Raw genomic sequence first — 24,759 nt, 5'->3', positions numbered from 1 at the left:
AGAACAACGCCCCTTTTCTTCAGGGGAAGATGCCAACGGAAGCGGACCGGGCGCAAGAATGCGGCTGTGGCCGACTTCCGCCAGGTGGCGGCTGATTGCCAGGAACCACCGGAGTGGAAATGGAATTTGACGTCGTCGGACTCGGCGCCGAAACACAACTCGTCTACACCGCTCTGGTCGGGCTGCCCCGCAGCACGGCCTCGCAGGTCGCCGGAGCTTGCGGGATGAGCGTGGGCGCGGTCGGCAGGTTGCTGTCCACTCTGGTCAAGGACGGACTTGCCACCAGGTCCGCGGGCCGCCCGCCCCGCTTCACGGCCGCCGCTCCCGATGTGGCGGTCACCGAGCTGATCCAGGAACGCGAGCGCCGACTCGACGCTGCCCGTTCCCTGGTGCAACAGCTCGCCGACAAGCACCGTGAGGCGCACCGGATCAGCGACCCGAACATGGCGGTGGAGCTGCTCACCAGCCACGAGGACGTCAGCGCGGCCGTCCACCGGCTGACAGAGGGTGCCCGGCGCCAGCTCCGCGCCTTCGACCGGCCTCCCTATGTCGACCGCCCCGGAAGCAACCTGGAGAACCAGCGTCAGCGGCAGCGCACAGGCGTCGCCCACCGCGTGATCTACGATCGGGCCGCGATGGACTGGCCGGGCCGGCTCCAGGACGACATCCTGCCGAGCATACGCACCGGCGAACAGGCGCGGGTGCTCGCCGAGTTGCCGCTGAAACTGGTGATCTCGGACGACAGGTCGGCGATAATCCCCTTCAGTCTCGCGCCCGGCGGCCATTCCGCCGCGTATCTCATCCACCGCTCACCGATGCTCGTCGCCCTGGAAGCCCTGTTCGAGGCCGAGTGGGAACGCGCGACACCGCTTCAGGACACCAGGTCCCCGGTCGCACGACCTGGCAGTCCCGATGCCGACGCCCTCGCCCTGCTCAGACTTCTCGCCTCCGGTTGCTCTGACGCTGCCATTGCCCGTACCCAGGGCTGGAGTCAGCGCACCACCCAGCGCCGTATCCACCGGCTGATGGCGGAACTGGGCGCCGACACGCGCTTCCAGGCAGCGGCCCAGGCGGCCCGCCGCGGCTGGCTCCAGTGAACGGGTGGTGGACACGGCGGGCGTCTCCGGAGGGCGGCCCGTCCCCGGCTGATGGTGGCCGTGGTGCACGAAGACGGCAGGGTGAACGAGTGCGTGGTGGCGGCCAAGCGCGCCGAAAGCGCCTGAAGGAGCAGTTCGCCCAACTGGCGGCGGTGCTGGGGCACTGCACTACCGGCCGACGGGCTGACACGGCCGTAGTAGGGTCGGGGACTGGCGCGGTGGCTGTTGCTCCATCTCCAGTCCCCGCCGCTTCAAACCGGGCATGTGGTTCTCCCGCATCCCGCTTTCCGACATCGTTCACCGGCGGGCATGCGCCGTCGCCCAGTGCACGTTTCCCATCAGGCGGTAGACCGCGAACCGCCTGATCCACCCATAGGTGTAGCGGGTGGTCCAGTTCCGGCCCCGCCGGCCGTGTTTCCGGCTGGCGAAGATCCCCAGCCGCTCGTGGACGCAGCCGTCGATCGCGTGAACTTTTGGCGATCAGGTAGAGCATTCGTACGAGCACAACGTCCGATGGCGCCCGATCGGCCCGCGGAGCGTTCTCCCAGGTCACAGGCTGTGCAGCCATTCTGAAGCGGTACGACCCTACAGGCGTCGGCACCCGCAGTTGCGGCTCTGCATGGCTCCGAAGGGCTGGCGTGGTGAACTGTGGTGACGCGCGCCACCGTCACGACTTCACCCAGGCGGTCGCTGGGCCGTCGATGGGGATGCCAAGCCGGTCGGCCACGGTGGTGAGGGCCGTTCCCAGCGGGAGCGCAACCCGGGTGAGGGCGTGCTGGTCGCCCCGGGTCGGGTCCCGGTTGACGATGAGTACCGGCTTTCCGGCCTGGGCTGCCTGACGGACGAACCGGAGCCCGGACATCACCGTCAGTGAGGAGCCCAGGACCAGCAGCGAGGTTGCTTCACGGACCAGGTTGCGGCAGTGCTCGACACGCTGCGGCGGAACGGCTTCGCCGAAGAACACCACGTCCGGTTTGAGGATGCCGCCGCAGATCGTGCAGGGCAGCACGCGGAAGTCCCCGACCTGTTCGTCGGTGAGGTCGGCGTCACCGTCCGGGTTGATTCCGGCGGCCACCGGCTCGAAGCCCACATTGACCGCCGCCAGCCGCCGGGCGAGTTCGTGGCGCGGGCTGAAGGCGCCGCAGGAAAGGCAGAGGACCCGGTCCAGGCTTCCGTGGAGTTCCACGACGCCCTTGCTGCCGGCGGCCTGGTGCAGGCCGTCGACGTTCTGGGTGATCACACCCGAGAGCAGACCGTGCCGCCCGAACGCGGCCACGGCCCGGTGCCCGGCGTTGTGGTGGGCGCGGCGGAAGGTGCGCCAGCCGAGGTGGCTGCGCGCCCAGTACCGGCGCCGGGCCTGGGCGCTGGCGGTGAAGTCCTGGTAGGTCATCGGGGTGTGCCGGCTCAAGCTCCCGCCCTCGCCCCGGTAGTCGGGGATGCCCGACTCCGTGGAGATGCCCGCCCCGCTGAGTACCAGCACACCGCCGGTGCTCAGCACATCGGCGACCGGCTTGAGATCTGTGGTGCCTGGCGGCAGGTCCTCGGCAGGGGTCCAGCTCAGAGTGGGGCGCATGCGCATGCCACCAGGGTACGAAACAGGCTTGCGGGTGCCGAAAACCCCATCCATGGTCTGTGACCTGCAGATTCTCGGGAACGGTCAGTGATCGCCGGATGGGCGTGTCAGGCTGGTGGATCGTGCTGTTGCGACTGCCCTGTCTCGCCGTGTCGAGCGTGTTCGCCTTCATTTCATCCGGCTGCTGCCGATGAACGCTGTGCACAAGGACATCGAGATCTTGACGCCGCGCCAGCAGCTGGCTGTCTTGCAGCGCCAGATCGACAAACCCCGGCCACCACGGCGAGTGATCCCGTCAATGGCATCGACTTTGACTCGCGCTGCCTGGTCGGTGGGGCGGACTCTGTGACCAGAGTCGTCCTTGCGCCACCACGACCGTATCGTTAGTCGTCAAGTCCCCCCTCGGACACACAGTAGAAATGCAGGATCAGTACGTTGACCAGGCATTTTGCTTACGGACGCCGCATGTGGCCGCCCAGGGGGATGGCGACCTCGGCGCAGGCAACGCGCTGACCTGCGTCTTCACAGTGAGAAGCCGTAGGGGTTCGTGTCGGGTTCATGTGGAGATTTCGCGGAGGCGTGGACTGCCCTCTCAACCCATTCGGTCCTGACCTTGGTCTTTCGCCGGTTGTGCCGCGGCTTCGCTTTCGGAGTCTGATTGCCCGGGCAGCGCCTACGCCCCGGGACTCAGGGGTGCCACGGTTCGGGTGAAGGGCTTCGGGCCGGGCGGCAGGCGGTGAGGCCAACGCCGTGGCTGCCGGGCCCGGCGAAGTGCCGGCCAGGGGACGGCCCCACCACCGGCCGGTCCACCGCTGCCGCCAGGTCATTGCCGATCACGATGCATGCTCACCGTGGGTGATGATCTACGGTGCTGTCGCCACCGGTTCGGGTCCTCTTCCAAGGCTGCCCGGTCCCAGCCGCCGCGTTCCGCAGCAGCCGCGTAGGTCGTGTGCAGGAAACCAGTCAGTACCCGGTCTGGGTCGGCTGCAGTGCGCACCGCCTCGTACGGGAGAACGAACTGACCGTGGTCAGGGCTGTAGAACGCGTCGGCCGGGGTGACCGGCTGCGCGGCGAAGCCATCCGGCTCGGGATAGGCGTACGAGTAAAAGGCCCCCTCTTCACCGCCGCCGGGCCAGAAACCACAGCTGCTCAGCTCGCGGGAGTAGCCTTCCACCATTACCCAGTCACCGCAGTTCGGGGCGCCGCCAGGATGCGGCGGGGCCGCCCGTCCTGAGAACCTCGTGCAGGCCAGGTCCATCGCACCCCAGAAGAAGTGCACTGGGCTGACCTTGCCGACGAAGCACGAGCGGAACTCCCCCAGCACCCGGTTGGCCTGCAGCAGCTGCTGCCAGAAGAGCTGTGCGGCGCTCGGGTCGTAGGAAGCGTGCTGGTAGTCCTCGGCGAAGGGGATCGCCGGGTCCACCTCGTTCGGAGACGCCAGTATCTTTGTCTCAATTCCCAGCTCACCCAGGGCGTGCATCGTGTCGCGGTAGAAATCAGCCACCGGTCTCGGCTCCAGGCCCACGCTGCGGCTGGCGCCGTCGCTGCTGCGGACACGCAGCTGATGGTCGAGGAAGTCGAACTCGATGTCGAAGATCCCTGAGCGGTAGGGGACCGCCGACGTGGTCAGGCCGCGCGGGCTGACGTACATGGTGACCTGCCACCAGTGATTGACCAGGGGCGCGTGGGCCAGCCGGATCTTGCCGACGATCTGGGTCCACATGTGCAGTGTTTCCCGAGTCTCGGTCCAGTCGGCGACCCGCAGCCGCGGCCACATCGTCCGCGACGCCCCAGGGGAGACAATGGCCACAGCACACACCTCCCAGGACAACTGACCGATACCGACCACGCTGCCCTCAGCCGAAGAATCAGGCAACCCGTGCGCTCACCGGAACGCGCGGTATGCCCCACGAGCAGCCACTGTGCCCGCCTCGCCAGGACGGTGATCCAACGGCCCAGCCTCACCAGAGGCGGCGAGGCCCGGTAGGGCCGTTTCGGAAGGAGTCTTCGTCATGAATGTCGACCAGCCGGTGTTGGTACTCGGATCCACCGGAGGGCAGGGCAGTGCCGTCGTCAGCGCGATGCTGTCGCGCGGTGTGGCCGTCCGTGGCATGGTCCGCAACCTTCAATCCGCTTCGGCCCGGCGCCTGGCCGCCCGCGACGTCGAGGTTGTCGGCGGAGATCTCGGGGACCGCGAGTCCCTGGCCTCAGCCATGCGGGGAGTAGCTGGCGTGTTTGCGATGACCACGCCCTTCGAGTCAGGGCCGGCCGCCGAGATCGCACAGGGCCGGGCTATTCTCACCGCTGCCCATGAGGCCCGTGTGCCGCATTTGGTCTTCAGTTCCGTCGCAGGTGCCGACCAGGACACTGGCGTGCCGCACTTCGAGACCAAGGCAGTGATCGAACGGGAACTGGCCGCAGGCGAGGTGCCCTACACGATCTTGGGTCCCACCTATTTCTTCGACAATGCCCTCGGCGACGTGGATCGGATTCTCCAGGGGGTGCTCGATCTGCCGCTTCCCCCGGACCGCCCGCTGCAACAACTGGCACGTCCCGACCTGGGTGAGTTCACCGCCGCCGTCTTCGTCGCACCTGACACGTTCATAGGACAGCGTATCGAACTCGCCGGCGACGCCCCCACGCCCGGTGAAATGGCCGCCACGTTGAGCACGGCGCTCGGTCGGACCGTTCGCCACAACGAAGTGCAGCTCGAAGAGATCGGCAACGACGACATGCGGGCGATGTGGGCGTTCCTGCGTGGCCACGGCTACCGCGTCGACGTGCCGGCGCTGCACGCCGCCCATCCCGATCTGCCCTGGACGTCGTTCGCCGACTGGGCCGTGAGCACCTTCTCATCGGCACCATGACAGGCCGCCTCGCAGTTGACGATCACAGCCGCCACTGGATTCGGCGGGACCAAGGACCCAGACGAGCGGCTGAGCGCAGGCCGCAGGTGCGCAGCCGGGGCCACCGGTTCTGGTGGGCCGGATGCCGAAGCCCTCGAAGCCGTGGAGGACGTTGGCCCTCATGCGCCGTTGACCGACAGGGATGCCCTGGGGTGCGCTCAGTCGAAGCGCAGATCGCTGAGCTGCTTCTTGGACCCGGTGAGGTCGTCCTCGGGCAGGGGATGGGCTGCTCCGGTGGCCAGGATCGAGGCCATTTCCCGGCCCGCTCGGCGTATGCGTGCGGGCAGGCCTTTGGTGTGCGCGTCGCTGCCTGAACCCCAGTCCTCCGACGCCGCGTACACGCCGGTCGGGAGGACCACGGTCCGCAGGTAGGTGAAGAGCGGGCGCAGCGCGTGTTCCAGGACGAGAGAGCGGCGGGGAGTGCCACCCGTCGCTCCGATCAGGACCGGCCTGCCCGTGAGCGCGCCCGGATCGATCAGATCGAAGAAGGACTTGAACAGTCCGCTGTACGAGGCACTGAACACCGGTGTCACGGTGACCAGGCCGTCGGCGCTCGTCACCGCTTCGATCGCGTCGGCCAGCTGCGGTGGGGGGAATCCGGTGACGAGGTTGTTGGCGATGGCGACAGCCAGGAGACGCACCTCGATGACATCCACGTCCGCCTTGTGGCCTTGATCGGCGAGCTCGTCGAGGACCGTGTCGGTGAGACGGTCCGCCAGCAGGCGGGTAGAGGAGGGGGTGCTCAGACCCGCGGATACGGTGACGAGCTTCATGCGGCCTGCGAACAGGGACCGGTGGGTCGGCGCTTCCGGGGCGTCCGACGGCGAACTCATAGCGCAGTACGGGTACGACCTCCTCGCCGAGCATGTCGATCTGTTCCAGGACGGTCTTCAGCGGCAGCCCGGCGTGTGCCGGGGGCCTCAGTTGAGGTAGTCGGCGACGAGTGCGGCGAGCTCGTCGGGGGTCGCGAGGCGGGTGCCGAGTTGCTCGGCCTTGGCACGCTTGGATCCCGCATTTTCGCCTGCGACGACGAGGGTGGTCTTCTTGGAAACGCTGGAGGAGGAGCGTCCGCCGGCGCGTTCGATGAGCTCGTTCATCTCGTTGCGGCGGAGCTTCTCCAGTGGACCGGTCATCGTGTCGGTGACCACGACCGTCATCCCGGCCAGGGGATCACCTGCCGTGTCCGCGCCCGCCGGGCTGCCGCCGTCGACCAGGGTGCCGTCGGCCGCAGGAGTGGGCGGGGTGGCGTCGGGTTCGGTCATGTTCACTGCGGCGGCGACGAGCTTGTCGATGAGCGGGGCGAGTTCGGCCAGTTCCGCGACGATCGAGGGGGCTTTCTCCACACCGATGCCGTCGACCTGCTGCATCGTCTCGGTGTCGGCGGCACGGACGTTGTCCATGGGCGTCGCCAACTTCCTCGCCCTATGCGCAGCCAGCCGCGGGTCGGCGAGCTTGGCCGTCTTCGCCCGCAGCGGCTCCAGCCTGCCGCGCACCGAGGCGTCCAGACCCAGCCGCTCGCCGACCGCCCTGACCTGCACCGGGCCATCGGCCTCCCGCACGATCGCCAGGATCCTGCGGTAGGCGTCTGGCAGCGCGGACTCGTCGGCCGCGTCGCTACGGTGCGGGGTGAGCAATACCGCCCGCCCGGCCATCCTTGCTGATACCGGAGCGGCAGCCTCCGCCTGGGCCTGTTCAGCCTGCTCGGACAGGCGGTTCAACACCCGCTCTGCAATCGCCAGTTCGTCCCGCTCGACCTGAACTTCCCGCAGCTGCTTGGCCAACTGCTCAGCAAGGGCGTCCACTTCGCTCCGGCGAGCGGTGGTCCACTGTCGCTCCTGCATCCCCGCAGCCTCCCGCGCTCTCATGGCGTGCCGACCTGCTGACGGATCGTAGGCGGGGGCAGGCGCAGGCGCAGCCGAACCCCGGCATCCCGCCAGAACCAGACCTGCCCGGTGATCTACGGCACAGCTATCGGCCGCCGACCGGCGCCACTACCCGAATCGCCCCGCACACCAGGCCCATGACCTGCGAATTCACGATGCACACGGCTCATTGGTGCGTGACCGGTCCATGCGCCGAGCACGTCTGGACTGTTTCGCTGAACGAACTGCTGCGCACCTACAGCCCCGAGGAGGTCACCGGGGCCGCGACGCGGTGGATCGGAACGTGACTTTCCCGGTTCCATCGGCGAGAGCACACATCGTTCACAGCGTCTTCCCGTTGGGCGGGATCAGCGGGAGCAGTCGACGGGCTGCTCGGACCAGATCGTCTTGCGGTTCCGGCCATGGCGGCAGCCCCAGCGCTCGGCGAGCTGGGCGACGAGGAACAGGCCGCGGCCGCCCTCGTCGGTGGTGCGGGCGCGGCGCAGGCGGGGTTGGGTGCTGCTGGAGTCAGTGACCTCGCAGACCAGAACGTTGTGGCGGATCAGCCGCAGTTCCGCCGGCGGACGGCCGTATCGGATCGCGTTGGTGACCAGTTCGCTGACGATGAGTTCGGTGGGGAAGAGGAGGTCGTCCAACCCCCATGCGGTGAGTTGGCGGGTCGCCCACTGCCGAGCCTCGGAGACGGCAGCAGGATCGGCTGGGATCTGCCAGGCAGCGGTGTCCCCCGCCGCTACGGTGCGGGTGCGTGCCAGCAGCAGGGTCGCGTCGTCACGCGGTGCTTCGTCCACCAGATCGGCTAGGAGTGCACGGCCGGTTTCGTCCAGATCACGGTCCGGGCGGCAGGACACGGCGAGTGCATCGGTCAGTCGCCGGAGCCCGTCGTCGACGTCGTCCGTGTGCCGATCGACCAGGCCGTCGGTGTAGAGCGCGAGGACACTGCCCGGCTCCAGGTCGATCGTGGTGGTCTCGTACGGCATGCCGCAGACGGAGAGTGGTGGCCCTGGAACAATGCCGACGGCTTCGGCGGTCCCGTCGGGCCGGACCAGGACGGGGGGCGGGTGCCCGGCACTGGCCATGGCGCAGCTTCCGGTGACCGGATCGTAGATCGCGTACAGGCAGGTGGCGCCGACGACGTCGTGGTTGCCGGGCGGTGCTTCGGCCGCGAGGCGCTGGACCAGGTCCGCGATCCGGCTGAGCAGTTCGTCCGGTTCCAGTTCGAGGTCTGCGAGGGGCTGGATGGCGGCGCGCAGGCGGCCCATGGTGGCGCTTGCGGGTATGCCGTGGCCGATCACGTCTCCGGCGACGAGGGCCAGTCGGAGACAGGGCAGGGGGATGGCGTCATACCAGTCGCCCCTGGTGCCCGCTCCGCGGCCGGTGGGCAGGTAGACGCCGGAGGTCTCGGCTGCCGGAGTGTCGGTCGTGGCCGGGGGAAGGAGGCTCTGCTGCAGGGCCACGGCCGTCCGGTGCTCGCGCGTGTAACGGCGGGCGTTGTCGATGGCGAGTGCGCCCCGTGAGGCGATCTGCCTCATGAGGTCCTTTTCGTCCTCGGTGAACAGCTCGGAGCGGCCGGTGCGCCAGGCCACGATCGCGCCGAGGGTGAGGCCGCGGGCGTACAGCGGTGCCACCATCACCGCCCGGGCATCCTGTGGGAGGAGCTGTTCGGCCAGGTGCGGGCCCCCGATCAGGGCGACGAAGTCGTCTCGGCCGTAGATGACCGTCTCGCCGTGCTGGAAGCTGCGCAAAAGGGGATGGTCAGACAGCGGCGGGACGGGGTTGCCGAGCCTGATGCCGGCCGGCCACACCGCGGCGGCCGGAGCCAAGGCCGCGTTGCGCAGCTGCAGGTCTCCGCCGCCCAGTCGCTCGGCGGGTTCCTCCCCGTCGAAGACGGACCGTGCGAGGTCGACTGCGGCGAGATCTCCGAAGACGGGTACGAGTACGTCGGCAAGGTCCTGCGCGGTGCGCACGACATCCAGTGAGCCTCCCACCCGCTCGGCAACCTCGCGGGTGAGATCAAGATGGCGGCGGGCGCGCAGCCGGTCGGTGTCGTCGATGTACAGGGCTGCGACCCCTGTGGGGCGTCCTCGCGCGTCCTCCAGGCGGAAGGCGGTCAGCGACAGTGCGTGCCGCCGTGACGGATTCCGGCGCCGGGGCACCGGCTGGGTCCTGTGGAGCACGGGGACACCCGTCTTGAGTACCTGGCGCAGTACCGCCTCGATGTTCTCGGCGTCCTCTGGGCCCAGCACGTCGTACCGGCGGGTGCCGGGCTGTACGGGACGACCGTCGAAACCGCCCGGTGTGGAGTTCGTCTGCATGGTGGTGAGATCCGTGTCGTGCAGAGCGATCGTGATCCGGTGCTGTGTGGACAGCGCGCGCAGGAGCGCCGCGCCGTTCTGGTGGTCGGCGACGTGGTGGGCGGGTGCCGCCAGTACGAGGAACTCCTCCGAGCCGGTCACCCGTGTGGTTCGGAAAGTGACGTCGATGGTGTTGCCGCACCGGTGCCGAAGCCGTACCCGGCCGGATGTCGGTATGTGCGTGGTGCCGCGCTGGTCGTCGGGGAGATCGGCCACCAGGTCCCGCACAGGGCGGCCGGACACCTCCTCGGCGCGGAACCCCGTCAGCTCCTCTGCCGTCTCGGTCCATCCCGTCACCGCGCCCCGATCGTCCAGGACGGCGGCTGCCAGGCCGTCGAAGGCGGCCACCCGGCCACCTGGCCCGGCACCGGAAACCCCGGTCGTTCCCGCGGAGGCGTCTGACGAGTCGGCGTTTTCCGTATTCGTTCTGTCCATGTCTCTGACTTCCTTCACGAGCGTGCGACTACGGGAAAGGGCATGTGCGGCGGCCGTCGGCCGCCCGGCCCGCCGGCGGTTCACAGGGCGCCGGCCGTGGAGGGCAGGTCCTGTTCGGCCCAGACGACCTTGCCGTCCGTTGCGGAGCGCGAGCCCCACCTGCGCGAGAGCCGGGCGACCAGATAGAGGCCGCGGCCGCGCTCGTCGAGCGTGTGGGGATGGCGGGCGCGTGGCCGGCCGGTGCTGGTGTCGGAGACTTCGCACGTCAGAACGCGGTGCTGGATGAGCCGTAGACGGTTCGGGCCGTCGCCATGGTGGATGGCGTTGGTGACCAGTTCACTGACGACCGACTCCACGGACGTCACGAGCTGCTCCAGGCCCCACTCCCTGAGCTGACGGGCGGCCAGGTGTCGGGCTGCCGGCACGGTGGCCGGTCCGTTCGGCAGGTCCCAGAAGGCGACCTGAGCGGGGTGGAGCGCGCGGGTCCGCGCGAGGAGCAACGTGACATCGTCGGCCGGTGCCTGAGCCGGCAGCGTCTCCATCACTCGCGAGCACATGTCCTCCAGGGACGTACTCGGCTGTCCCGCCAAGGCGGCGGCCAGGCGGCGCAGCCCGACGTCGATGTCCTCGTCCCGGGACTCGACCAGCCCGTCGGAGTAGAAGGCGAGCACACTCCCCTCGGCCAGTTCCAGTTCCACGGACTCGAAGGGCACCAGGCCGAGACCCAGGCCGAGCGGGGCTCCGGCGGGCAGGTCGGGGATGGTGACTTCGCCCTGCGCGCCGACGATCAGGGGCGGTGGATGCCCGGCCCGCGCCACTGTGCACCGTCGGGTGACCGGGTCGTACACGGCGTACAGACAGGTGGCGCCCACCGCCGCGGACATGTCGGCATCCTCGTCGTTCAGCCGCTGGACCGTGTCGTCCAGATGCCCCAGCAGTTCGTCCGGGGGCAGCTCGAGGTCCGCGAGCGTGCGCACCGCGGTGCGCAGCCTGCCCATGGTCGCCGCGGCGTTGATGCCGTGTCCGACCACGTCGCCGACGACGAGAGCGACCCGGGCGCCGGACAGCTCGATCACGTCGAACCAGTCACCCCCCACGCCGTGGTCCATGTCGGCCGGCACGTAGCGTGAGGCGACCTCTACGGCCGTGCCCCCCTGCACCCGGTGGGGGAGCAGGTCGCGCTGCAGCGTGAGAGCGGCGCTGCGTTCACGAGCGTACTGGAGGGCGTTGTCCAGGCAGAGCGCGGCCCGGGTGACGAGTTCCTCGGCGAGGAGCAGGTCGTCCTCCTGGAACGGTGCCTGTTCCTCGGAGCGGCCGAACAGTGCCAGGCCGAGCATGCAGCGCCGTGCCCGGATGGGTACCACCATCAAGGAGTGGACGCCGCTGTCGCGTACCTTCTGCGCCCGCACCGGGTCGTCGTCCACCCATGGGCCGGCAAGGGTGTTCAGCACGGGTTCCAGGTGAGACCGGCCCGTGCGCAGGGCGGCGGTGAACGGCGAGTCGGGGTGGGCGTGGATCACCTCCTCGCGCGCCCACGGCAACTCGAGGACACCCAGGTCGACGGAGGCCAGACCGGCACGGCGCATCACCTGCGGACGGCCACTCGTGGTGCCGGTCCGTGGCGATGGCTCGACGCCGAACGGAACCGACTCCACCAGGTCGACAAGGGCGTGGTCGGCCAGCAGGGGCACGGCGAGCTCGGCCAGTTCCTGCCCGGTCCGCATCACGTCGAGGGTGCTCCCGATGTGCGTGCTCGCCTCGCTGAGGATGGCGAGGCGCTCGCGCGTCCGGCGGTTCCCGGTGACGTCCACGGTCATGGAACAAACGCCCAGTGGGGCACCGTCCGCGCCCTGGAGGCAGAAGAACGAGGCGGAGAACGCATGCTCACGGCGCCGGTCCGCCGGCGGCCACGCGCGGTACTCGTGCACCTTCGTGGTGCCGCTCCCCAGCACCTGCCGCATCACGACCTCCAGCGCTTCGGCCTCGACGGCCGGCAGTGAGTCCTTCACGCCGCGGCCGAACCGTCGGTGACGAGGCACGCCGTCCTGACGCTCCATGGCGTCGTTCACCCACACACAGCGCAGTTGCTGGTCATAGACGACGATGCCGATCGGCGCACGCGCGAGGAGCGACTCCCGCACCGGTCCCCTGGTCGCCTCCGAGGACAGGGAACCGATGTCGGTCACGGACACCAGCCACCGGCTGCCGGCGTCCTGCCCCCACAGCAACGAGACCCGCAGCGTCATCCTGAGCGTGTGGCCATCGCGGTGGCGGATCGCCGCGGTGCCGGACCAGCCGCCCCGCGCACGGCACTGTTCGGCGAACGCCGACGCTCGCTGCTCGTCCTCGGAGGGTGGGAGCACGTGCGCGGCGGAACGGCCCACCACCTCCCCGGCCGAGTAACCGACAAGCTGCTGGGCGGCCTGCGTCCACCCCACCACGATGCCCTCGGCGTCGATCATCGCTATCGCGGCGTCGGGCATCTCGCGGAGGCTCGCCGGCTCGGCGCGGCGTGAGGGGTCGGTGTTGGTCGTCGTCATCGCGGTGCGTCCCATCGGTGCGAAGTGAGAGGCGTCGGCACGTGGCGCGGCGGCCCTGTGTGCAGCAGAGGTGAACGGCGATGTCCGGGGGAGCGGCACACGGTGTGGCATGTGTCAGGAATGCGGCATTATGAGCACTTCTGATGAAATAATCAGATGTAATCGGTTACGCGTCAACCCCCCTCAGGAGTGAGCGGGCGATCGGAGGGGCGCGGCTGCTGCGGTCAACGACAGGCCTGCACATGCCCGGCCTCGGCGCCGCCGAGGTTCGCGACAGCGCCGGGGTCAGGTGGCCTCACAGTCGGACGGGCAGGTGGCGGGGGCCGCGGAGCATGGCGTTCTGCCGGTAGGGCGGCGGGTCCTCGACCAGGCGCGCCGTGTCGAGGTGCGGAAGCAGCGCGCCGAGCGCGGCGTAGGCTTCGACGCGGGCCAGGGGTCCGCCGAAGCACAGGTGGATGCCGCTGCCGAAGCCGAGGTGCTGGTTGTCCGGGCGGGTGGGGTCGAACCGGTCGGGGTCGTGGAACCGCCTGGGGTCACGGTTGCCGGAGGCCAGCACCAGAATGACGGATGCGCCCTGCGGGACCCTGGTGCCGGCGATGTCCATGTCCGCGTGCGGGACGCGCTCCCGCATGTGCACCGGGGGCTCGTAACGCAGCAGTTCCTCCACCGCTCGCGGCAGCAACTCCGGTTCGCGGCGCAGTCGGTCCAGCTGATCGGGCTGGCGCAGCAGGGTGAGTGATCCGTTGGTGATCAGGTTGACCGTCGTCTCGTGTCCCGCGATGAGCAACAGCACGGCGGTCTCCGCGAGTTCCTCCTGGGTGAGCCGCAGGGCCGGGTCCGGTTCGTTGGCGAAGGCGGAGAGCATGTCGTCGCCCGGATGTCCACGGCGCTGCTCGGCGAGGTGCAGAAGATACCCGCCCATCTCGATCCGCGCCTGGTCGCCGGCCTTGTCCATCTCGGTGGAGTCGTCTTCGGGCCTGACGTCGGCGGCCGTGACCAAGGCGTCCGACCAGGCCCTGAAGAGCGGCTCGTCCTCGCGCGGTACGCCGAGCAGGCGGCAGATCACCGTGACGGGCAGCGGGTAGGCGAAGTCGTCGACGATGTCGATCTGCCGGCCCGCCTCGAAGGACTCCAGCAGTTCCCCGCTGATCCGGTCGATCTCGCCGCGCAGGGAATCGACGCGGCCGGGGCTGTGCGGAGGCCCGAAGGGCCGCATGGCCAGGGTGCGCAGCCGGTGGTGCTCGGGGTCGTCGAGCCGCAGGAACGGCGGCTTGTGGGTCACTTCGCCGCGGGTGCGGGGGTCGGTACTCATCCGCGGGTCGTGGAGCAGGGCGGCGATCTCGTGGTAGCCGCCGATCAGATGGCTGCCGTCCGCCTGCCGCACGACGGGACCGGCGTCGCGGAGTTCTGCGTACAGCGGGTAGGGGTCGGGGCGGCTGGCGTAGTCGGTGATCCGTGCCAGCAGGGTCTCGGATTCCATGGCGGATCCTCGTGGTCGGCGGGGAGCGGGCTACACCACGGTCAGTCTGCGGTCGGGGAGATGGCCGGTGAGCGCGACGGTCGGGCCGTGGGACAGCCCGGAAGGATCCGGTACGAGAGAGGGGACCGGGATGTCGGCCGCGATCGCCCGGTCGGCCGCACCGGGCGGGGGCGGGAACGCGGCGGCCGTCTCTATCAAGTGCCGGTAGTAGTCGAGGGACTTGGCCATGTCGACGGTGACCGCGGCGGTGACCCGTCCCTGGTAGCCGTAGACCATGGCCAGCCGGCGCGCTTCCAGGGAGCCCTGGGCGATGACCACGTGGTCGGAGTAGGTGGGCACTCCCACCGACTTGATGTTGAGCCCGAACTGGGTCGACCAGAACGACGGTATGGACAGGTGCGGGCGGCGCAGCGGCCCCGGACTGACCATGTTGTGCGCCGCCACCCCGGCCTGTTCGACGGCGTTCCCCCAGTGCTCCAGGGAGAGCATCTGGTAGCCGAAGAGGGGGTGGGGGAAGCGGGAGACGTCGCCGGCCACGAAGACGTCGTCCGTGACGATCCCGTACATGTTGAAGGCCCGGCACCCGGCGTCGCAGGCGATCCCGCGCGGGCCCGCCGCCAGTCCGGACTCGGCCAGCCACTCCACGTTGCGGATCGCACCCAGCGCGACGACGCAGACATCGGCGTCCACGCGGCTGCCGTCGGACAGTTGCGCGCCGGTGAAGGCGCCGTTGCCGTTCAGGGCGGTGACCGTCACCCCGGTGCGCAGGTCGACGCCGTGATTGCGCTGCATGACGGCCGCGAGCTTCGACAGGGTGCCGCCGAGGGCGCCCACCAAGGGGGCGGGGCCACGTTCGGTGACCGAGACCGCAAGCCCCAGTTCCCGGCAGGCCGAGGCGATCTCCGAGCCGGTGAAGCCGCCGCCGATCACCAGCACCCGCTCCGGCCCGGCGGCCAGCCGTTCGGCCAGTCCCCCGGCGTCCTCGCGGGTGCGCAGGGTGAACACCCCGTCCAGGGCGGCTTCCTCCGCATCGGGCCAGGGCCGTGCGCGGGTTCCGGTGGCGATCAGCAGCCGGTCGTACGGCAGTGACTCGCCGTCCTCCAGCAGCACCCGCTTCGCCAGCAGGTCCACACCCGTGGCGCGTACGCCCAGCCGCCACTCGGCGTCCGGGTCCCGGCGTACCGGCAGGCCGGTGGTGTCAGCCGTCGCCTGGCCCAGCAGCACCTGCTTGGACAGCGGCGGCCGGTCGTACGGTGCGTGGGGTTCGTCCCCGACCACGGTCAGCGAGCCGGTGAAACCCTCCTCACGCAGCGCCTCCGCGGCCCGGAGCCCGGCCAGCGACGCGCCGACGATGACGATGCGGCCCTTCTTGAGGTCATCGGACACCGCCGCTCACCTCTTCCCCCAGGAGGATCGCCTGGACCGGGCACGCGGCCGCGGCCTGGCGCACACGTTCCACCTGGTCGTCGGGGACGGCCGTGGCGTACAGCAACCCTTCCTCGCCGTGCAGCTCGAACACCTCCGGGGCGAGGAACACGCACTGCGCGTATCCCTGGCAGCGCGTGAGGTCGACAACGGTCCGCATCGTCACCACTTCCTCCGTTGCCCCACCCCCCTCGTTCCCAGCATGAGCCGCGAAGCGCGGGCGCGCATGCCATGGCTGCCAGGACGAAAGGGCCGGGCGGTCCGAAGCGGTCAGAGTGTTCAACTCCGCAAGTCGAAAGCCCAGTTGACGTTCAGGTGCTGCACCGGGCGCCCCGTCCGGCTTTGTCTCCTCGACATTTCCATACGGCGTATGTTACTAATGGAGGCACGTTTCCATACGTTGTATGGAAATTTTCGCTCGGACCGGGTCGGCGCCGTACATCGCCTGCCCGAAGAGTCGTCGGCGTAGATCGCGCCAGGCGGGAAGGAAAGATCATGAAGAAGTTCGCGAAGCGTTTCGCCGTCACTGTTTCCTCCGTGGCGCTCGCGGGTGTCGCCGTGCTCGGTGCCGGGGGCACCGCTTCGGCCGCGACGCCGGCGTCCACCCACGCCCACCGCCCGGCAGTCGGTGGTGACGCCGACTACTACCGCTGGGACCACGGTGTCGGCTACCTGCTCGAGCAGGGCTACGCCTGGGACGACAGCCGTGGCTGGTACCACGACGGCCGCGTCGCCGACTCGGCCCGGCGCGACCGCGATGACCACCTCCGCCGTTGGGAGCGCGACGGCCGGTACCGCGACCACCACGATCTGAACCACGCTGACTGGTGAGACGGATACCGTCTGCGGCCGTGTGCCCAGGCGTTCCCCTTCCCCCTGATACCTGCCGGCGGCCGGGAGGCGGCTGCTGATCCCGGGTCGGCGATCCCTGACCGCCGCCCGGCGGCAGACCGAATGAGAGCCCGCCTCCCTCACACTTCCTGCGGACACCCGCCATGCGCCGCAGGCTCGCGTCGCCCCAGCTGTCGCGACGCGACGAATGTGCGGTCCGCCGACGCTGTCCGGCGCCAGGGCCCTGCCGTAACGCCTCACCATCCGTTGCCTCTTCGCTGCCTGCCGGGCGGCGGAGCGCGGCCGAGGCGCGCCTAGGAGTGAAAGTCGATGGAGTCTTTGAGAACCGTGGAGCGGGGGGTGGCTGTGCGCCTTGTCGTGTCGCGCGACCACTCGCTGCCGGTGTGCATGCGCCTGCGATACGAGCCCGCCGATCCCTACGTCGTCCGTGCCGCCTTCTTCGTCCACACCGACGAGCCGGTCGAATGGATCCTGGGACGGGATCTCCTGGCTGAAGGGCTGAAGGGTTCCGCGGGCCACGCGGACGTCCGGATCCGGCCGGCTGCCGGCCGTGGGGATCAGGTGACGTACATGGCTCTCGGCTCTTGCGCGGGCACCGCCCTGCTCGAGGTTCCCGTGCGGGACGTCAGGACCTTCCTGGAGAACACGGAGGCTCTGGTGCCACGGGGCGCCGAATCCGCACTAATCGACTGGGACGTCGAACTGGCGTACCTGCTTTCGGCCGACTGAACGCCGGCCATCCCTGCTCAGAACCAAAGGAAAGAGTCTTCATGTCCCAGTACCAGCTTCGCGTCTACACCCTGCGCGGCCCCGACGCGCTCGCCGCCTACGAGAACATCTGGGCCAAGCACATTCCCGGTATGGCCAAGCACCGGATCACCACACACGGCGTCTGGACGGTGCCCGCGAGCGCGGCCCCGCAGCTGTACGCCCTCGTTTCCTACCAGGACGCCGACGACGTGCAGGAGCGGCTGGAGGCATACCTGTCGAGCCCCGAATTCCGCGCTGACATGGAGGGTTTCGACATAAGTCGGATCGTCGGCGTCGACGAGTCCCTGCTGACGCCCACCGTGGACTCACCTCTGCGCTGACAGTCGCCGTAATGCGCCGGAGGCCGCCTCGACGGCTCGGCGCTCGGCCAAGGCGCTCGCCATACGGCGACGGGCAGGCACGAGATCGGAAAGGTCGGGGCCATTCCGTCAACGGCACGGCCACCTTTCCCCAGCCGCGACGCCGGCGCCTTCGCCCGGCCGCAGAGCCCCGCGCACCAGGAGCGGCCCCATCGGGGCGGCCTTTCCGCGTGTGATGGGTGAACTTTCGCGCGTCGCAGCCCGGACTCGCCCGACTGCGGGCGAGCGCCCGGGCCCCAACTCCTCAGGATCACGGACTCAGCGGCCGGCTCCCTGGCCGTCACGATCGGCGGCGAGTCGGCTTTCCAGGCCCGCGATGAGCGTGTCCATCACCAGGCGGAACATGCGGTCCTGATCGGGGTCTGCGGGGCGGACATCCACGGGCTCGTCCCCATCGGCGGCCAGGCCGGGGGGCTTGAGGTTCGCCCACTGGTGGAGCGAGCCGTTGAGCTCGGCGGTGAGGACACCGACGACGACGGCGACGATCAGGGCGGCGGCCTCCGAGACGTCTGACCGAGGCACTCCCGTGGCCGCCACGATCGCGGTGAGTGCGCTCCAGAACGGGTCGTCGGACTGGATGAAGTCGGGCTGGTGGCTGAACGAGTAGGCCATCAGCTTGGGATGGCGGTGCGCCAGCGTCCGGAAGTCCGTGGCGAGCAGGCGGATGCGCTCCTGCCAGGGAGCGTCCTGAAGCGTCACGGTGCGGAACTGGGAGCCGACCGTCTTTGCCACACCGCGCAGCACCGCTTCCCTGTTCGGCACGTGGTGGTACAGGGACATCGGGTTGGCGTCGAGCTCGGTGGCGAGTTTGCGCATGGTGAGCGCCTCGACCCCGTCCTCGTCGATGAGCCGCAGGGCGGCGGCGTAGATCCCGGCCTCCGTCAGAGGCACGTCTCTCTTCCTTGTTCCCCGCGGGGGGCGCCTCACCTTTTCCATACCCCGTACGGTACCAGTTTCGTACGACGTATGGAAATGGTCCGGCCGGGGGTTGCGTCGACTTTCCATACGACGTACGGTACCAATTCCATACGGCGTATGTTTCCGTGGTGCACCGCGGCATCGACCGGCGGACCCTTGCCCGTTCCCCCTCCACGCAAAGGAGCAAGCCATGACCACGAACTCCGCGAACGACCTTCGCCCCATCCGGTCCCCGCGCGGGATCCCGCTCCTCGGCCACACGCCGCAGATCCCCGACACCAACCCCGTCGAGTACTTCAACGAGCTGTCCAAGCAGTTCCCCGAGGGCATCTACGGCATGGACATCGCCGGCGTCGAGCAGGTCTTCGTCTATGACCCGGACCTGGTGGCAGAGGTGTGCGACGAGACGCGGTTCTTCAAGCAGATCGAGAAGACGCCGCTGAACCACGTCCGGGACTACACCGGCGCGGGCCTGTTCACGGCCCACCAGCACGAGGAGGAATGGGCCATGGCGCACCGCATCCTCCTGCCGGCCTTCAGCCAGCGGGCCATGAAGACCTACTTCGGGCAGATGCTGGAGATCGCCCAGAACCTGGTCGGCAAGTGGGAGCGCCGAGAGGGCCGGCCGGTCAAGATCACTGATGACTACACCCGGCTCACCCTCGACACCATCGCTCTGTCGGGGTTCGGCTACCGCTTCCAGTCGTTCGGCAAGGAGGAGCTGCACCCGTTCCTCAACGCTCTGCTGGAGGCGCTGACCGAGTCGATGCGGCGCTCCCAGGAGCTGCCGATGATGACCAGGCTCCGCAAGGCGGACGACAGGAAGTACCGTGCGAACGTCCAGTTGATGCGCGACCTGGTCGAGAGCGTGATCAAGGAGCGCCGCGAGGGGAAGGGCTCCGGTGAGGAGGACCTGCTCGGACTGATGCTGGAGGCCACCGACCCGGAGACCGGCAAGCTGCTGGCGGACGACAACGTCCGCGACCAGGTGGTGACCTTCCTGATCGCCGGTCACGAGACCACCAGTGGCCTGCTGTCGTTCGCGACGTACTCGCTGATGCGCAACCCGCACGTCCTGGCCCAGGCCTACGCGGAGGTCGACCGGCTGCTGCCCGGTGACACGGTCCCGGACTACGACACGATCATGCAGCTGGACGTCATCCCGCGGATCCTGGAGGAGACCCTGCGCCTGTGGGCTCCCATCCCGCTGATCGCCAAGGCGCCCATCGACGACACCGTCATCGGTGACCGGTACGAGCTGAAGAAGGGCACCAGGGCCAACATCCTCATGGGCGCACTCCACTCCCACCCCGAGGCGTGGGACCGCCCGGAGGAGTTCGACATCGACCGGTGGCTGCCGGAGAACCGTGTCCAGCAGCACCCGCACGCGTACAAGCCGTTCGGCAACGGCGTACGTGCCTGCATCGGCCGGCAGTTCGCGCTCACCGAGGCCCGCCTGGCGCTGGCACTCGTGCTGCAGAAGTTCAGGTTCTCCGACACCACCGACTACAAGATGGACGTCCGTGAGGCGCTGACCCGCAAGCCCGGCGACTTCGAGCTGGTCGTCCGCCGCCGCCAGGAGCACCAGCGGACCGTCTTCGACACCGCGGAGCTGCAGACCGACGACACGCAGGCGCAGGCGGCGGTCAGCGGTGTCGGGGTGAACCTGACCGTGGCCTACGGCTCCAGCCTCGGCTCCTGCGAGGACCTGGCGCGCACCATCGCCGACCGCGGTGAGCGCTCCGGCTTCGGTACCACGCTGGTGAGCCTGGACGAACTGGGCGACAACCTGCCCACCGAGGGCCTGCTCACCGTCGTCGCCGCCAGCTACAACGGCAAGGCCCCCGACAACGCCCAGCGCTTCGACGACCTGCTTGCCGCAGGCCTGCCCGAGGGCTCACTCTCCAACGTGCGGTTCGCGCTGCTGGGCGCCGGCAACACCCAGTGGGTGGCCACCTTCCAGGCATTCCCCAAGCGGATCGAGGAAGGCCTGCTGGCCGCCGGCGCCACCCCGATCGTCGAGCGCGGCATCGCGGACGCCGCCGGTGACTTCGACGGCATGGCCACCCGCTGGATGGACACCCTCTGGACCACTCTGGCCGAGGAGTACGCCGCCGACACCTCCGCGGCCGGCGGCCCGCGTTACCAGGTCCAGCTGCTCACCGAATCCGACGTGCGTCCCGCCATCGTCTCCGAGCAGGCATATCCGCTCACGGTGGTGGCCAACGAGGAACTCGTGGCCGACGCGACCGGCCTGTGGGATTTCAGCATCGAGCCGCCGCGCCCGTCCGCGAAGTCCATCACCGTCGAGCTGCCCGAGGGTGTCACCTACGACACCGGCAACCACCTGGCCGTCTTCGCCAAGAACGAACCGGCCCTGGTCAACCGCGCGCTGGCGCGGCTCGGTGTCGAGTACGGCCAGGTGCTCCGGCTCGACCAGCCCGGCGGCGGCCGCACGCACCTGCCGGTCGGCGTCGCCGTCACCGCCGGCATCCTGCTCACCGAGTTCCTGGAGCTGCAGGACGTGGCCACCCGCTCCCAGATCCAGACCCTGGCCGAGTACACCCGGTGCCCGTGGACCCGGCCGCAGCTCCAGGCCTACACGGCCGACACCGAGGAGGCCGAGGAGCACTACCAGAAGGAAATCCTCGGCAAGCGGGTCTCGGTGCTCGGCCTGCTGGAGCGCTTCCCGGCGGTCGAGCTGCCGCTGGCGGTGTTCCTGGAGATGGCGGGTCCGATCCGCCCGCGCTTCTACTCCATCTCCTCCGCACCGATGGCCAACCCGCGCCACGTGCGCCTGACCGTCGGCCTGCTGGAGGGCCCGGCCCTGTCCGGCGACGGCCAGTACCGCGGCACCTGCTCCTCCTATATCGCCGGCCTGAAGCCCGGGGACGTCGTGTACGGCTACGTCCGCGTGCCCTCCCCGACGTTCGCCCCGCCCGCCGACCCCGCCACGCCGCTGATCCTCATCGGTCCCGGCACCGGCATCGCGCCGCTGCGCGGCTTCCTTGAGGAGCGTGCCCGGCAGCACGACAACGGCACCGAGGTCGGTCTGTCGCAGGTCTTCGTCGGCTGCCGCCACCCCGAGCACGACTACTTCTACAAGCAGGAGATGCAGGACTGGGAGCAGGCCGGGATCGCCCGGATCCACACCGCCTTCTCCGCGGTGACCGGTCACCCGGCCCGGTTCGTGCAGAACGCCGTCGCAGCTGCCGCAGACACGGTGTGGCAGGCCATCGAGGACGGCGCGTACATCTACGTCTGCGGTGACGGCCGCCGCATGGCGCCCGCCGTCCGCGAGGCCCTCGCCGCGGTCTACCGCGAGCACACCGGCAGCGACGACGAAACCGCCCAGCAGTGGCTCGCCCGACTCGAGGCCGACGAGCGCTACCAGCAGGACGTCTTCGCCTGACCGCCGCACGCCGTCAAGGCGTGCGCCCTCCTGGCCGCCGGGAGGCGTGCGGCCCCCCACTGCCGGCCGTACGCCTCCCGGCCACCACAAGCCCACCACACACCACACGGCACCCGTCGGCCCGAACCGCCGGGCGGTGCCGCTCACAGAAAGCAGATCGTCATGGACACCATGCTCGCCGGACGCTTCCACCTGGACAGCAAGAAGTTCGCCGTGGAGGAGGTCCCCATCCCCGTGCCAGGCCCGGGCGAGGTCCTCATCGAGGTCAAGGCCGCCGGCGTCTGCCTCTCCGACGTACATCTCCTCGACGGCTCCCTCGTCCCGCTGTTCGCCACCTCCGACACGGTCACCGTCGGCCACGAGGTCTCCGGTGTGATCCACACCCTCGGCCCCGACCTCAGGCGGGGCCTGACCCCCGGCACCCGCGTCACCCTGGAAGCCGGCAAGACCTGCGGTAAGTGCGCCGGCTGCGTGCGCCACCGCCCCTGCACTCAGATGCTCACCGCGGGCATCGACTACGACGGCGGCTGGGCCGAGTACGTGACAGCCCGCGAGGACACCCTCATCCCCATCCCCGACAGCCTGCCCTTCGACCAGGCCGCGATCATCCCCGACGCGGTCTCCACCCCCTACGCCGCCGTCGTCGCCACCGCGGGCGTCCGCCCCGCCCAGTCCGTCGGCATCTGGGGCGTGGGCGGAGTCGGCGCGCACAACGTACGCCTCGCCCGCCTGGCCGGCGCCGCACCGATCATCGCCGTCGACCCGCTGCCCAGCGCCCGCGAACGCGCCCTGGCCTTCGGTGCGGACCACGCCCTGGACCCGGCCGCCCCCGACTTCGCCGACCAGGTCCGCGCGGCCACCGACGGACGGGGCCTGGACTTCGCCTTCGACTGCGCCGGCGTGCCCGCCGTCCGCGAGCAGGCCGCCTCCGTGCTCGGCCTGGGCGGCTCCCTGATCCTGGTCGGGATCACGCCGAAGCCGCTCACCATCACCGAGGGCCTGACCTTCAACTACCTGCAGAAGCAGGTGCGCGGTCACTACGGAGGCTTCCCCGAGTCCGTCTCCGAGCTGGTGCGGCTGGCCGCGGCCGGGCGCCTGGACCTGGCCCCCTCCATCACGGACCACATCCCGCTCGTCGACGCGGCCGACGCGGTCAACCGCCTGGAGAACAAGATCGGCGACCCGATCCGCCTCATCCTCGTCCCCTGACACCGGTCAGCAGGACATCAAAGCCACCTCGGGCAGGGGTGAGTGGGCGCCGGTGCGTGAGGGAGCAGCGGCGCCCACGGCTTTCCGGCAGCCAAGAACTCGGAGAGACGGAGCCATGCAGAGGACCGATGTCCCGGGCCGCACCCTGCAGCGCAGTAACGCCCGCTCGAACCACAGACGCATCCTCGCAACCGCTCGACGGACACTGCGGGACGACCCCGACGCGAGTCTCGACAGCATCGCGCTGGCGGCCGGCGTCACGCGGCGCACCCTCTACGGACACTTCCCCGGCCGCCAAGCGCTGATCGACGAGCTGACGCACGAAGCAGGCCAAGCGCTTCAGCAGGCGTTTGCCACAGCCCGTACGCCGGGTGCTGATCCGCTCGAGGCGATGGCACGGATGGCCCTGGCGGCATGGGCGGTGGGCGACCGGTTCCGCATGCTCATCTCCTTGGGGCGTCGCCGTCCGGGAGGGGACGCGGTCCACGCCATCCTGGCGCCGGCCCGTGCGGAGGCCATCGCGACCATCCGACGTGGTCAGCAGGGAGGTGTGCTCGCGGCCCACGTCCCAGCGCCGGTCCTCGCCCACGCGCTGGAAGCACTGATGCTGGCCCTCGCCGAGGAGAACGGCGCGGGTACCTGGGCCGATCCCTCGGGCGAGGCCGCCGCGACCGCGTTCCTCGTGGCCGCCGGGGTGGCACCGCAGGCCGCTGCACGCCAGGTGCGGGACGTGATGAATGAATGACGCCCTCCCGGGGCCCCTTCGCGGTCCGCGTGACGTCGCTGCCGAGCTGTCAGGCGTGGCCCGGCAGTGGACGCCGGGTGACCTCGTGGGCGTCGTCCGGGGGGACGCCCAGCATGCGCAGGACCATTTCGGCCAGGTCGGAGGCGACTTCATCGCCGTCGAGGTCGGGGCGGGCCAGTCGCAGCGCCACGAGGGACAGCAGGGTGCCGCCCACGGCGGACAGGGCCGTGGTCGCGTTGCCGCAGGCGAACCGGCCGGAGGCGATGCCGGTCTCCAGGTCGCGCAGGGCCCGCGGGGCAAGGCCGCGGTCGGAGTGGATGTGGGCCAGCCCACGGTCATGCAGGATCCGCAGGAGTTCCGGGTGGGAGTCGGCCATCAGGGCGGTGAGCCGGAAGCCGGCGGCGACCAGCTCGGCCGGGTCGTCGATGCCTTCCACGCGTTCGTCGATGACCTGCCCGAACTCCTCCAGGGCGTCCGTCACCGCGGCGTCGAACAGCTCCGTCTTGGACTCGAAGTGGTTGTAGAAGGAGCCGAAACCGACGTCCGCGCGTTCGGCGATGGCCTGGATGCTGGCGCTGGTGTCCCCGGTCTCCGCGAGGATCTGCCGAGCCGCACGGACGAGCGACTGACGGGTCTCCGCGCGGCGCCGCTCGAAACGGTTCATGGGCGGGGCTGACGTCGGCATACGGCCAGTGTAACCACCGCTGCGATAACCCCGCCATTACTGATGAGATCCTCAATTATCTACCCCTCTCCTATTGACGAAGAGAAACGACAGAGTTGATGATTTCCTCATTACGGCA

18 protein-coding genes and 2 pseudogenes are annotated in these 24,759 nt (G+C 69.6%); 8 read left to right on the top strand and 12 right to left on the bottom strand.

Going from position 1 to position 24,759, the window contains the following annotated elements; translation table 11 throughout:
• Positions 1-119: 119 nt before the first annotated feature.
• Positions 120-1,097 (top strand): TrmB family transcriptional regulator, encoded by a 978-nt coding sequence (locus EDD90_RS07265; RefSeq protein ID WP_123972308.1) that lies wholly within the window; start codon positions 120-122, stop codon positions 1,095-1,097.
• Positions 1,098-1,764: 667 nt separating this feature from the next.
• On the opposite strand, the gene EDD90_RS07260 is transcribed toward EDD90_RS07265, so the two are convergent.
• Together EDD90_RS07260 and EDD90_RS07255 are read right to left on the bottom strand one after the other, a co-directional pair.
• The gene (locus EDD90_RS07260) at positions 1,765-2,676 is read right to left on the bottom strand and encodes an NAD-dependent protein deacetylase (protein WP_123972307.1); all 912 of its coding nucleotides are present in this window, start codon (positions 2,674-2,676) and stop codon (positions 1,765-1,767) included.
• Between the two features lie 817 nt (positions 2,677-3,493).
• Positions 3,494-4,447, bottom strand: a complete 954-nt coding sequence (locus EDD90_RS07255; protein ID WP_123980988.1) for a DUF5996 family protein — start codon at positions 4,445-4,447, stop codon at positions 3,494-3,496.
• 235 nt (positions 4,448-4,682) lie between these two features.
• Between EDD90_RS07255 and EDD90_RS07250 the strand changes: the two genes are divergently transcribed.
• Positions 4,683-5,537, top strand: a complete 855-nt coding sequence (locus EDD90_RS07250) for an NmrA/HSCARG family protein (protein ID WP_123972306.1) — start codon at positions 4,683-4,685, stop codon at positions 5,535-5,537.
• 197 nt (positions 5,538-5,734) lie between these two features.
• Here EDD90_RS07250 and EDD90_RS07245 read toward each other — a convergent pair whose 3' ends face one another.
• From EDD90_RS07245 to EDD90_RS07215, 8 genes and pseudogenes are all read right to left on the bottom strand, one after another.
• Positions 5,735-6,364, bottom strand: a complete 630-nt coding sequence (locus EDD90_RS07245) for an FMN reductase (protein WP_185149584.1) — start codon at positions 6,362-6,364, stop codon at positions 5,735-5,737.
• Positions 6,339-6,485: pseudogene (locus tag EDD90_RS58890) on the bottom strand (5,10-methylene tetrahydromethanopterin reductase); the annotation flags it as partial. The gene EDD90_RS07245 and the pseudogene EDD90_RS58890, both read right to left, overlap by 26 nt.
• An 11-nt stretch (positions 6,486-6,496) precedes the next feature.
• Positions 6,497-6,997 (bottom strand): annotated as a pseudogene (locus EDD90_RS56860) (BRCT domain-containing protein); the annotation flags it as partial.
• Positions 6,998-7,806: 809 nt separating this feature from the next.
• Positions 7,807-10,245: a SpoIIE family protein phosphatase gene (locus tag EDD90_RS07235; RefSeq protein WP_123972303.1), complete on the bottom strand. Its 2,439-nt coding sequence runs from the start codon at positions 10,243-10,245 to the stop codon at positions 7,807-7,809.
• A gap of 80 nt (positions 10,246-10,325) precedes the next feature.
• A complete protein-coding gene (locus EDD90_RS07230; protein ID WP_398924132.1) occupies positions 10,326-12,800 on the bottom strand; it encodes a SpoIIE family protein phosphatase in 2,475 nt (824 codons plus the stop codon).
• A gap of 280 nt (positions 12,801-13,080) precedes the next feature.
• Complete coding sequence (locus tag EDD90_RS07225) at positions 13,081-14,265, bottom strand: cytochrome P450 (protein WP_123972302.1); 1,185 nt, start codon at positions 14,263-14,265, stop codon at positions 13,081-13,083.
• Positions 14,266-14,295: 30 nt separating this feature from the next.
• A complete protein-coding gene (locus EDD90_RS07220) occupies positions 14,296-15,651 on the bottom strand; it encodes an NAD(P)/FAD-dependent oxidoreductase (protein WP_123972301.1) in 1,356 nt (451 codons plus the stop codon).
• Complete coding sequence (locus tag EDD90_RS07215; RefSeq protein ID WP_123972300.1) at positions 15,641-15,850, bottom strand: ferredoxin; 210 nt, start codon at positions 15,848-15,850, stop codon at positions 15,641-15,643. The genes EDD90_RS07220 and EDD90_RS07215 overlap by 11 nt, the downstream gene beginning before the upstream one ends.
• Positions 15,851-16,185: 335 nt before the next feature.
• On the opposite strand from EDD90_RS07215, the gene EDD90_RS07210 reads away from it, so the two are divergent.
• From EDD90_RS07210 to EDD90_RS07200, 3 genes are all read left to right on the top strand, one after another.
• Complete coding sequence (locus EDD90_RS07210; protein ID WP_123972299.1) at positions 16,186-16,521, top strand: hypothetical protein; 336 nt, start codon at positions 16,186-16,188, stop codon at positions 16,519-16,521.
• A 330-nt stretch (positions 16,522-16,851) separates the two neighbouring features.
• Positions 16,852-17,271, top strand: a complete 420-nt coding sequence (locus EDD90_RS07205) for an SsgA family sporulation/cell division regulator (RefSeq protein WP_123972298.1) — start codon at positions 16,852-16,854, stop codon at positions 17,269-17,271.
• 41 nt (positions 17,272-17,312) lie between these two features.
• On the top strand, positions 17,313-17,633 hold the full coding sequence (locus EDD90_RS07200) for an NIPSNAP family protein (protein WP_123972297.1): 321 nt from the start codon (positions 17,313-17,315) through the stop codon (positions 17,631-17,633).
• Positions 17,634-17,930: 297 nt separating this feature from the next.
• Here the strand turns inward: EDD90_RS07200 and EDD90_RS07195 are convergent, their stop codons facing one another.
• The gene (locus EDD90_RS07195) at positions 17,931-18,563 is read right to left on the bottom strand and encodes a TetR/AcrR family transcriptional regulator (RefSeq protein ID WP_260327689.1); all 633 of its coding nucleotides are present in this window, start codon (positions 18,561-18,563) and stop codon (positions 17,931-17,933) included.
• Between the two features lie 217 nt (positions 18,564-18,780).
• Here EDD90_RS07195 and EDD90_RS07190 point away from each other — a divergent pair, with 217 nt between their 5' ends.
• The 3 genes from EDD90_RS07190 (at position 18,781) to EDD90_RS07180 (ending at position 23,956) form a co-directional block, all read left to right on the top strand.
• Complete coding sequence (locus tag EDD90_RS07190; protein WP_123972295.1) at positions 18,781-22,002, top strand: bifunctional cytochrome P450/NADPH--P450 reductase; 3,222 nt, start codon at positions 18,781-18,783, stop codon at positions 22,000-22,002.
• Between the two features lie 162 nt (positions 22,003-22,164).
• Positions 22,165-23,211 carry a zinc-binding dehydrogenase gene (locus EDD90_RS07185; protein ID WP_123972294.1) on the top strand — a complete coding sequence of 349 codons (1,047 nt, stop codon included), beginning with the start codon at positions 22,165-22,167 and terminating at the stop codon, positions 23,209-23,211.
• Positions 23,212-23,326: 115 nt separating this feature from the next.
• Positions 23,327-23,956 carry a TetR/AcrR family transcriptional regulator gene (locus EDD90_RS07180; RefSeq protein WP_123972293.1) on the top strand — a complete coding sequence of 210 codons (630 nt, stop codon included), beginning with the start codon at positions 23,327-23,329 and terminating at the stop codon, positions 23,954-23,956.
• 49 nt (positions 23,957-24,005) lie between these two features.
• Here the strand turns inward: EDD90_RS07180 and EDD90_RS07175 are convergent, their stop codons facing one another.
• Complete coding sequence (locus EDD90_RS07175; protein ID WP_123972292.1) at positions 24,006-24,641, bottom strand: TetR/AcrR family transcriptional regulator; 636 nt, start codon at positions 24,639-24,641, stop codon at positions 24,006-24,008.
• Positions 24,642-24,759: the final 118 nt, after the last annotated feature.

This window comes from Streptomyces sp. Ag109_O5-1, from assembly GCF_003814875.1.
In the GTDB taxonomy this organism is placed as follows: domain Bacteria; phylum Actinomycetota; class Actinomycetes; order Streptomycetales; family Streptomycetaceae; genus Streptomyces; species Streptomyces sasae.
Note: the sequence above shows the minus strand (reverse complement) of the source record. Positions and strands in the feature narration are given on the sequence as shown.

Bases quoted from the DNA above. Each gene is read 5' to 3' on its own strand.
- EDD90_RS07265 (WP_123972308.1), top strand. From the start codon at position 120: ATGGAATTTGACGTCGTCGGACTCGGCGCCGAAACACAACTCGTCTAC.
- EDD90_RS07260 (WP_123972307.1), bottom strand. From the start codon at position 2,676: ATGCGCATGCGCCCCACTCTGAGCTGGACCCCTGCCGAGGACCTGCCG.
- EDD90_RS07255 (WP_123980988.1), bottom strand. From the start codon at position 4,447: ATGTGGCCGCGGCTGCGGGTCGCCGACTGGACCGAGACTCGGGAAACA.
- EDD90_RS07250 (WP_123972306.1), top strand. From the start codon at position 4,683: ATGAATGTCGACCAGCCGGTGTTGGTACTCGGATCCACCGGAGGGCAG.
- EDD90_RS07235 (WP_123972303.1), bottom strand. From the start codon at position 10,245: ATGGACAGAACGAATACGGAAAACGCCGACTCGTCAGACGCCTCCGCG.
- EDD90_RS07230 (WP_398924132.1), bottom strand. From the start codon at position 12,800: ATGGGACGCACCGCGATGACGACGACCAACACCGACCCCTCACGCCGC.
- EDD90_RS07225 (WP_123972302.1), bottom strand. From the start codon at position 14,265: ATGGAATCCGAGACCCTGCTGGCACGGATCACCGACTACGCCAGCCGC.
- EDD90_RS07215 (WP_123972300.1), bottom strand. From the start codon at position 15,850: ATGCGGACCGTTGTCGACCTCACGCGCTGCCAGGGATACGCGCAGTGC.
- EDD90_RS07210 (WP_123972299.1), top strand. From the start codon at position 16,186: ATGAAGAAGTTCGCGAAGCGTTTCGCCGTCACTGTTTCCTCCGTGGCG.
- EDD90_RS07205 (WP_123972298.1), top strand. From the start codon at position 16,852: ATGGAGTCTTTGAGAACCGTGGAGCGGGGGGTGGCTGTGCGCCTTGTC.
- EDD90_RS07200 (WP_123972297.1), top strand. From the start codon at position 17,313: ATGTCCCAGTACCAGCTTCGCGTCTACACCCTGCGCGGCCCCGACGCG.
- EDD90_RS07190 (WP_123972295.1), top strand. From the start codon at position 18,781: ATGACCACGAACTCCGCGAACGACCTTCGCCCCATCCGGTCCCCGCGC.
- EDD90_RS07185 (WP_123972294.1), top strand. From the start codon at position 22,165: ATGGACACCATGCTCGCCGGACGCTTCCACCTGGACAGCAAGAAGTTC.
- EDD90_RS07180 (WP_123972293.1), top strand. From the start codon at position 23,327: ATGCAGAGGACCGATGTCCCGGGCCGCACCCTGCAGCGCAGTAACGCC.
- EDD90_RS07175 (WP_123972292.1), bottom strand. From the start codon at position 24,641: ATGCCGACGTCAGCCCCGCCCATGAACCGTTTCGAGCGGCGCCGCGCG.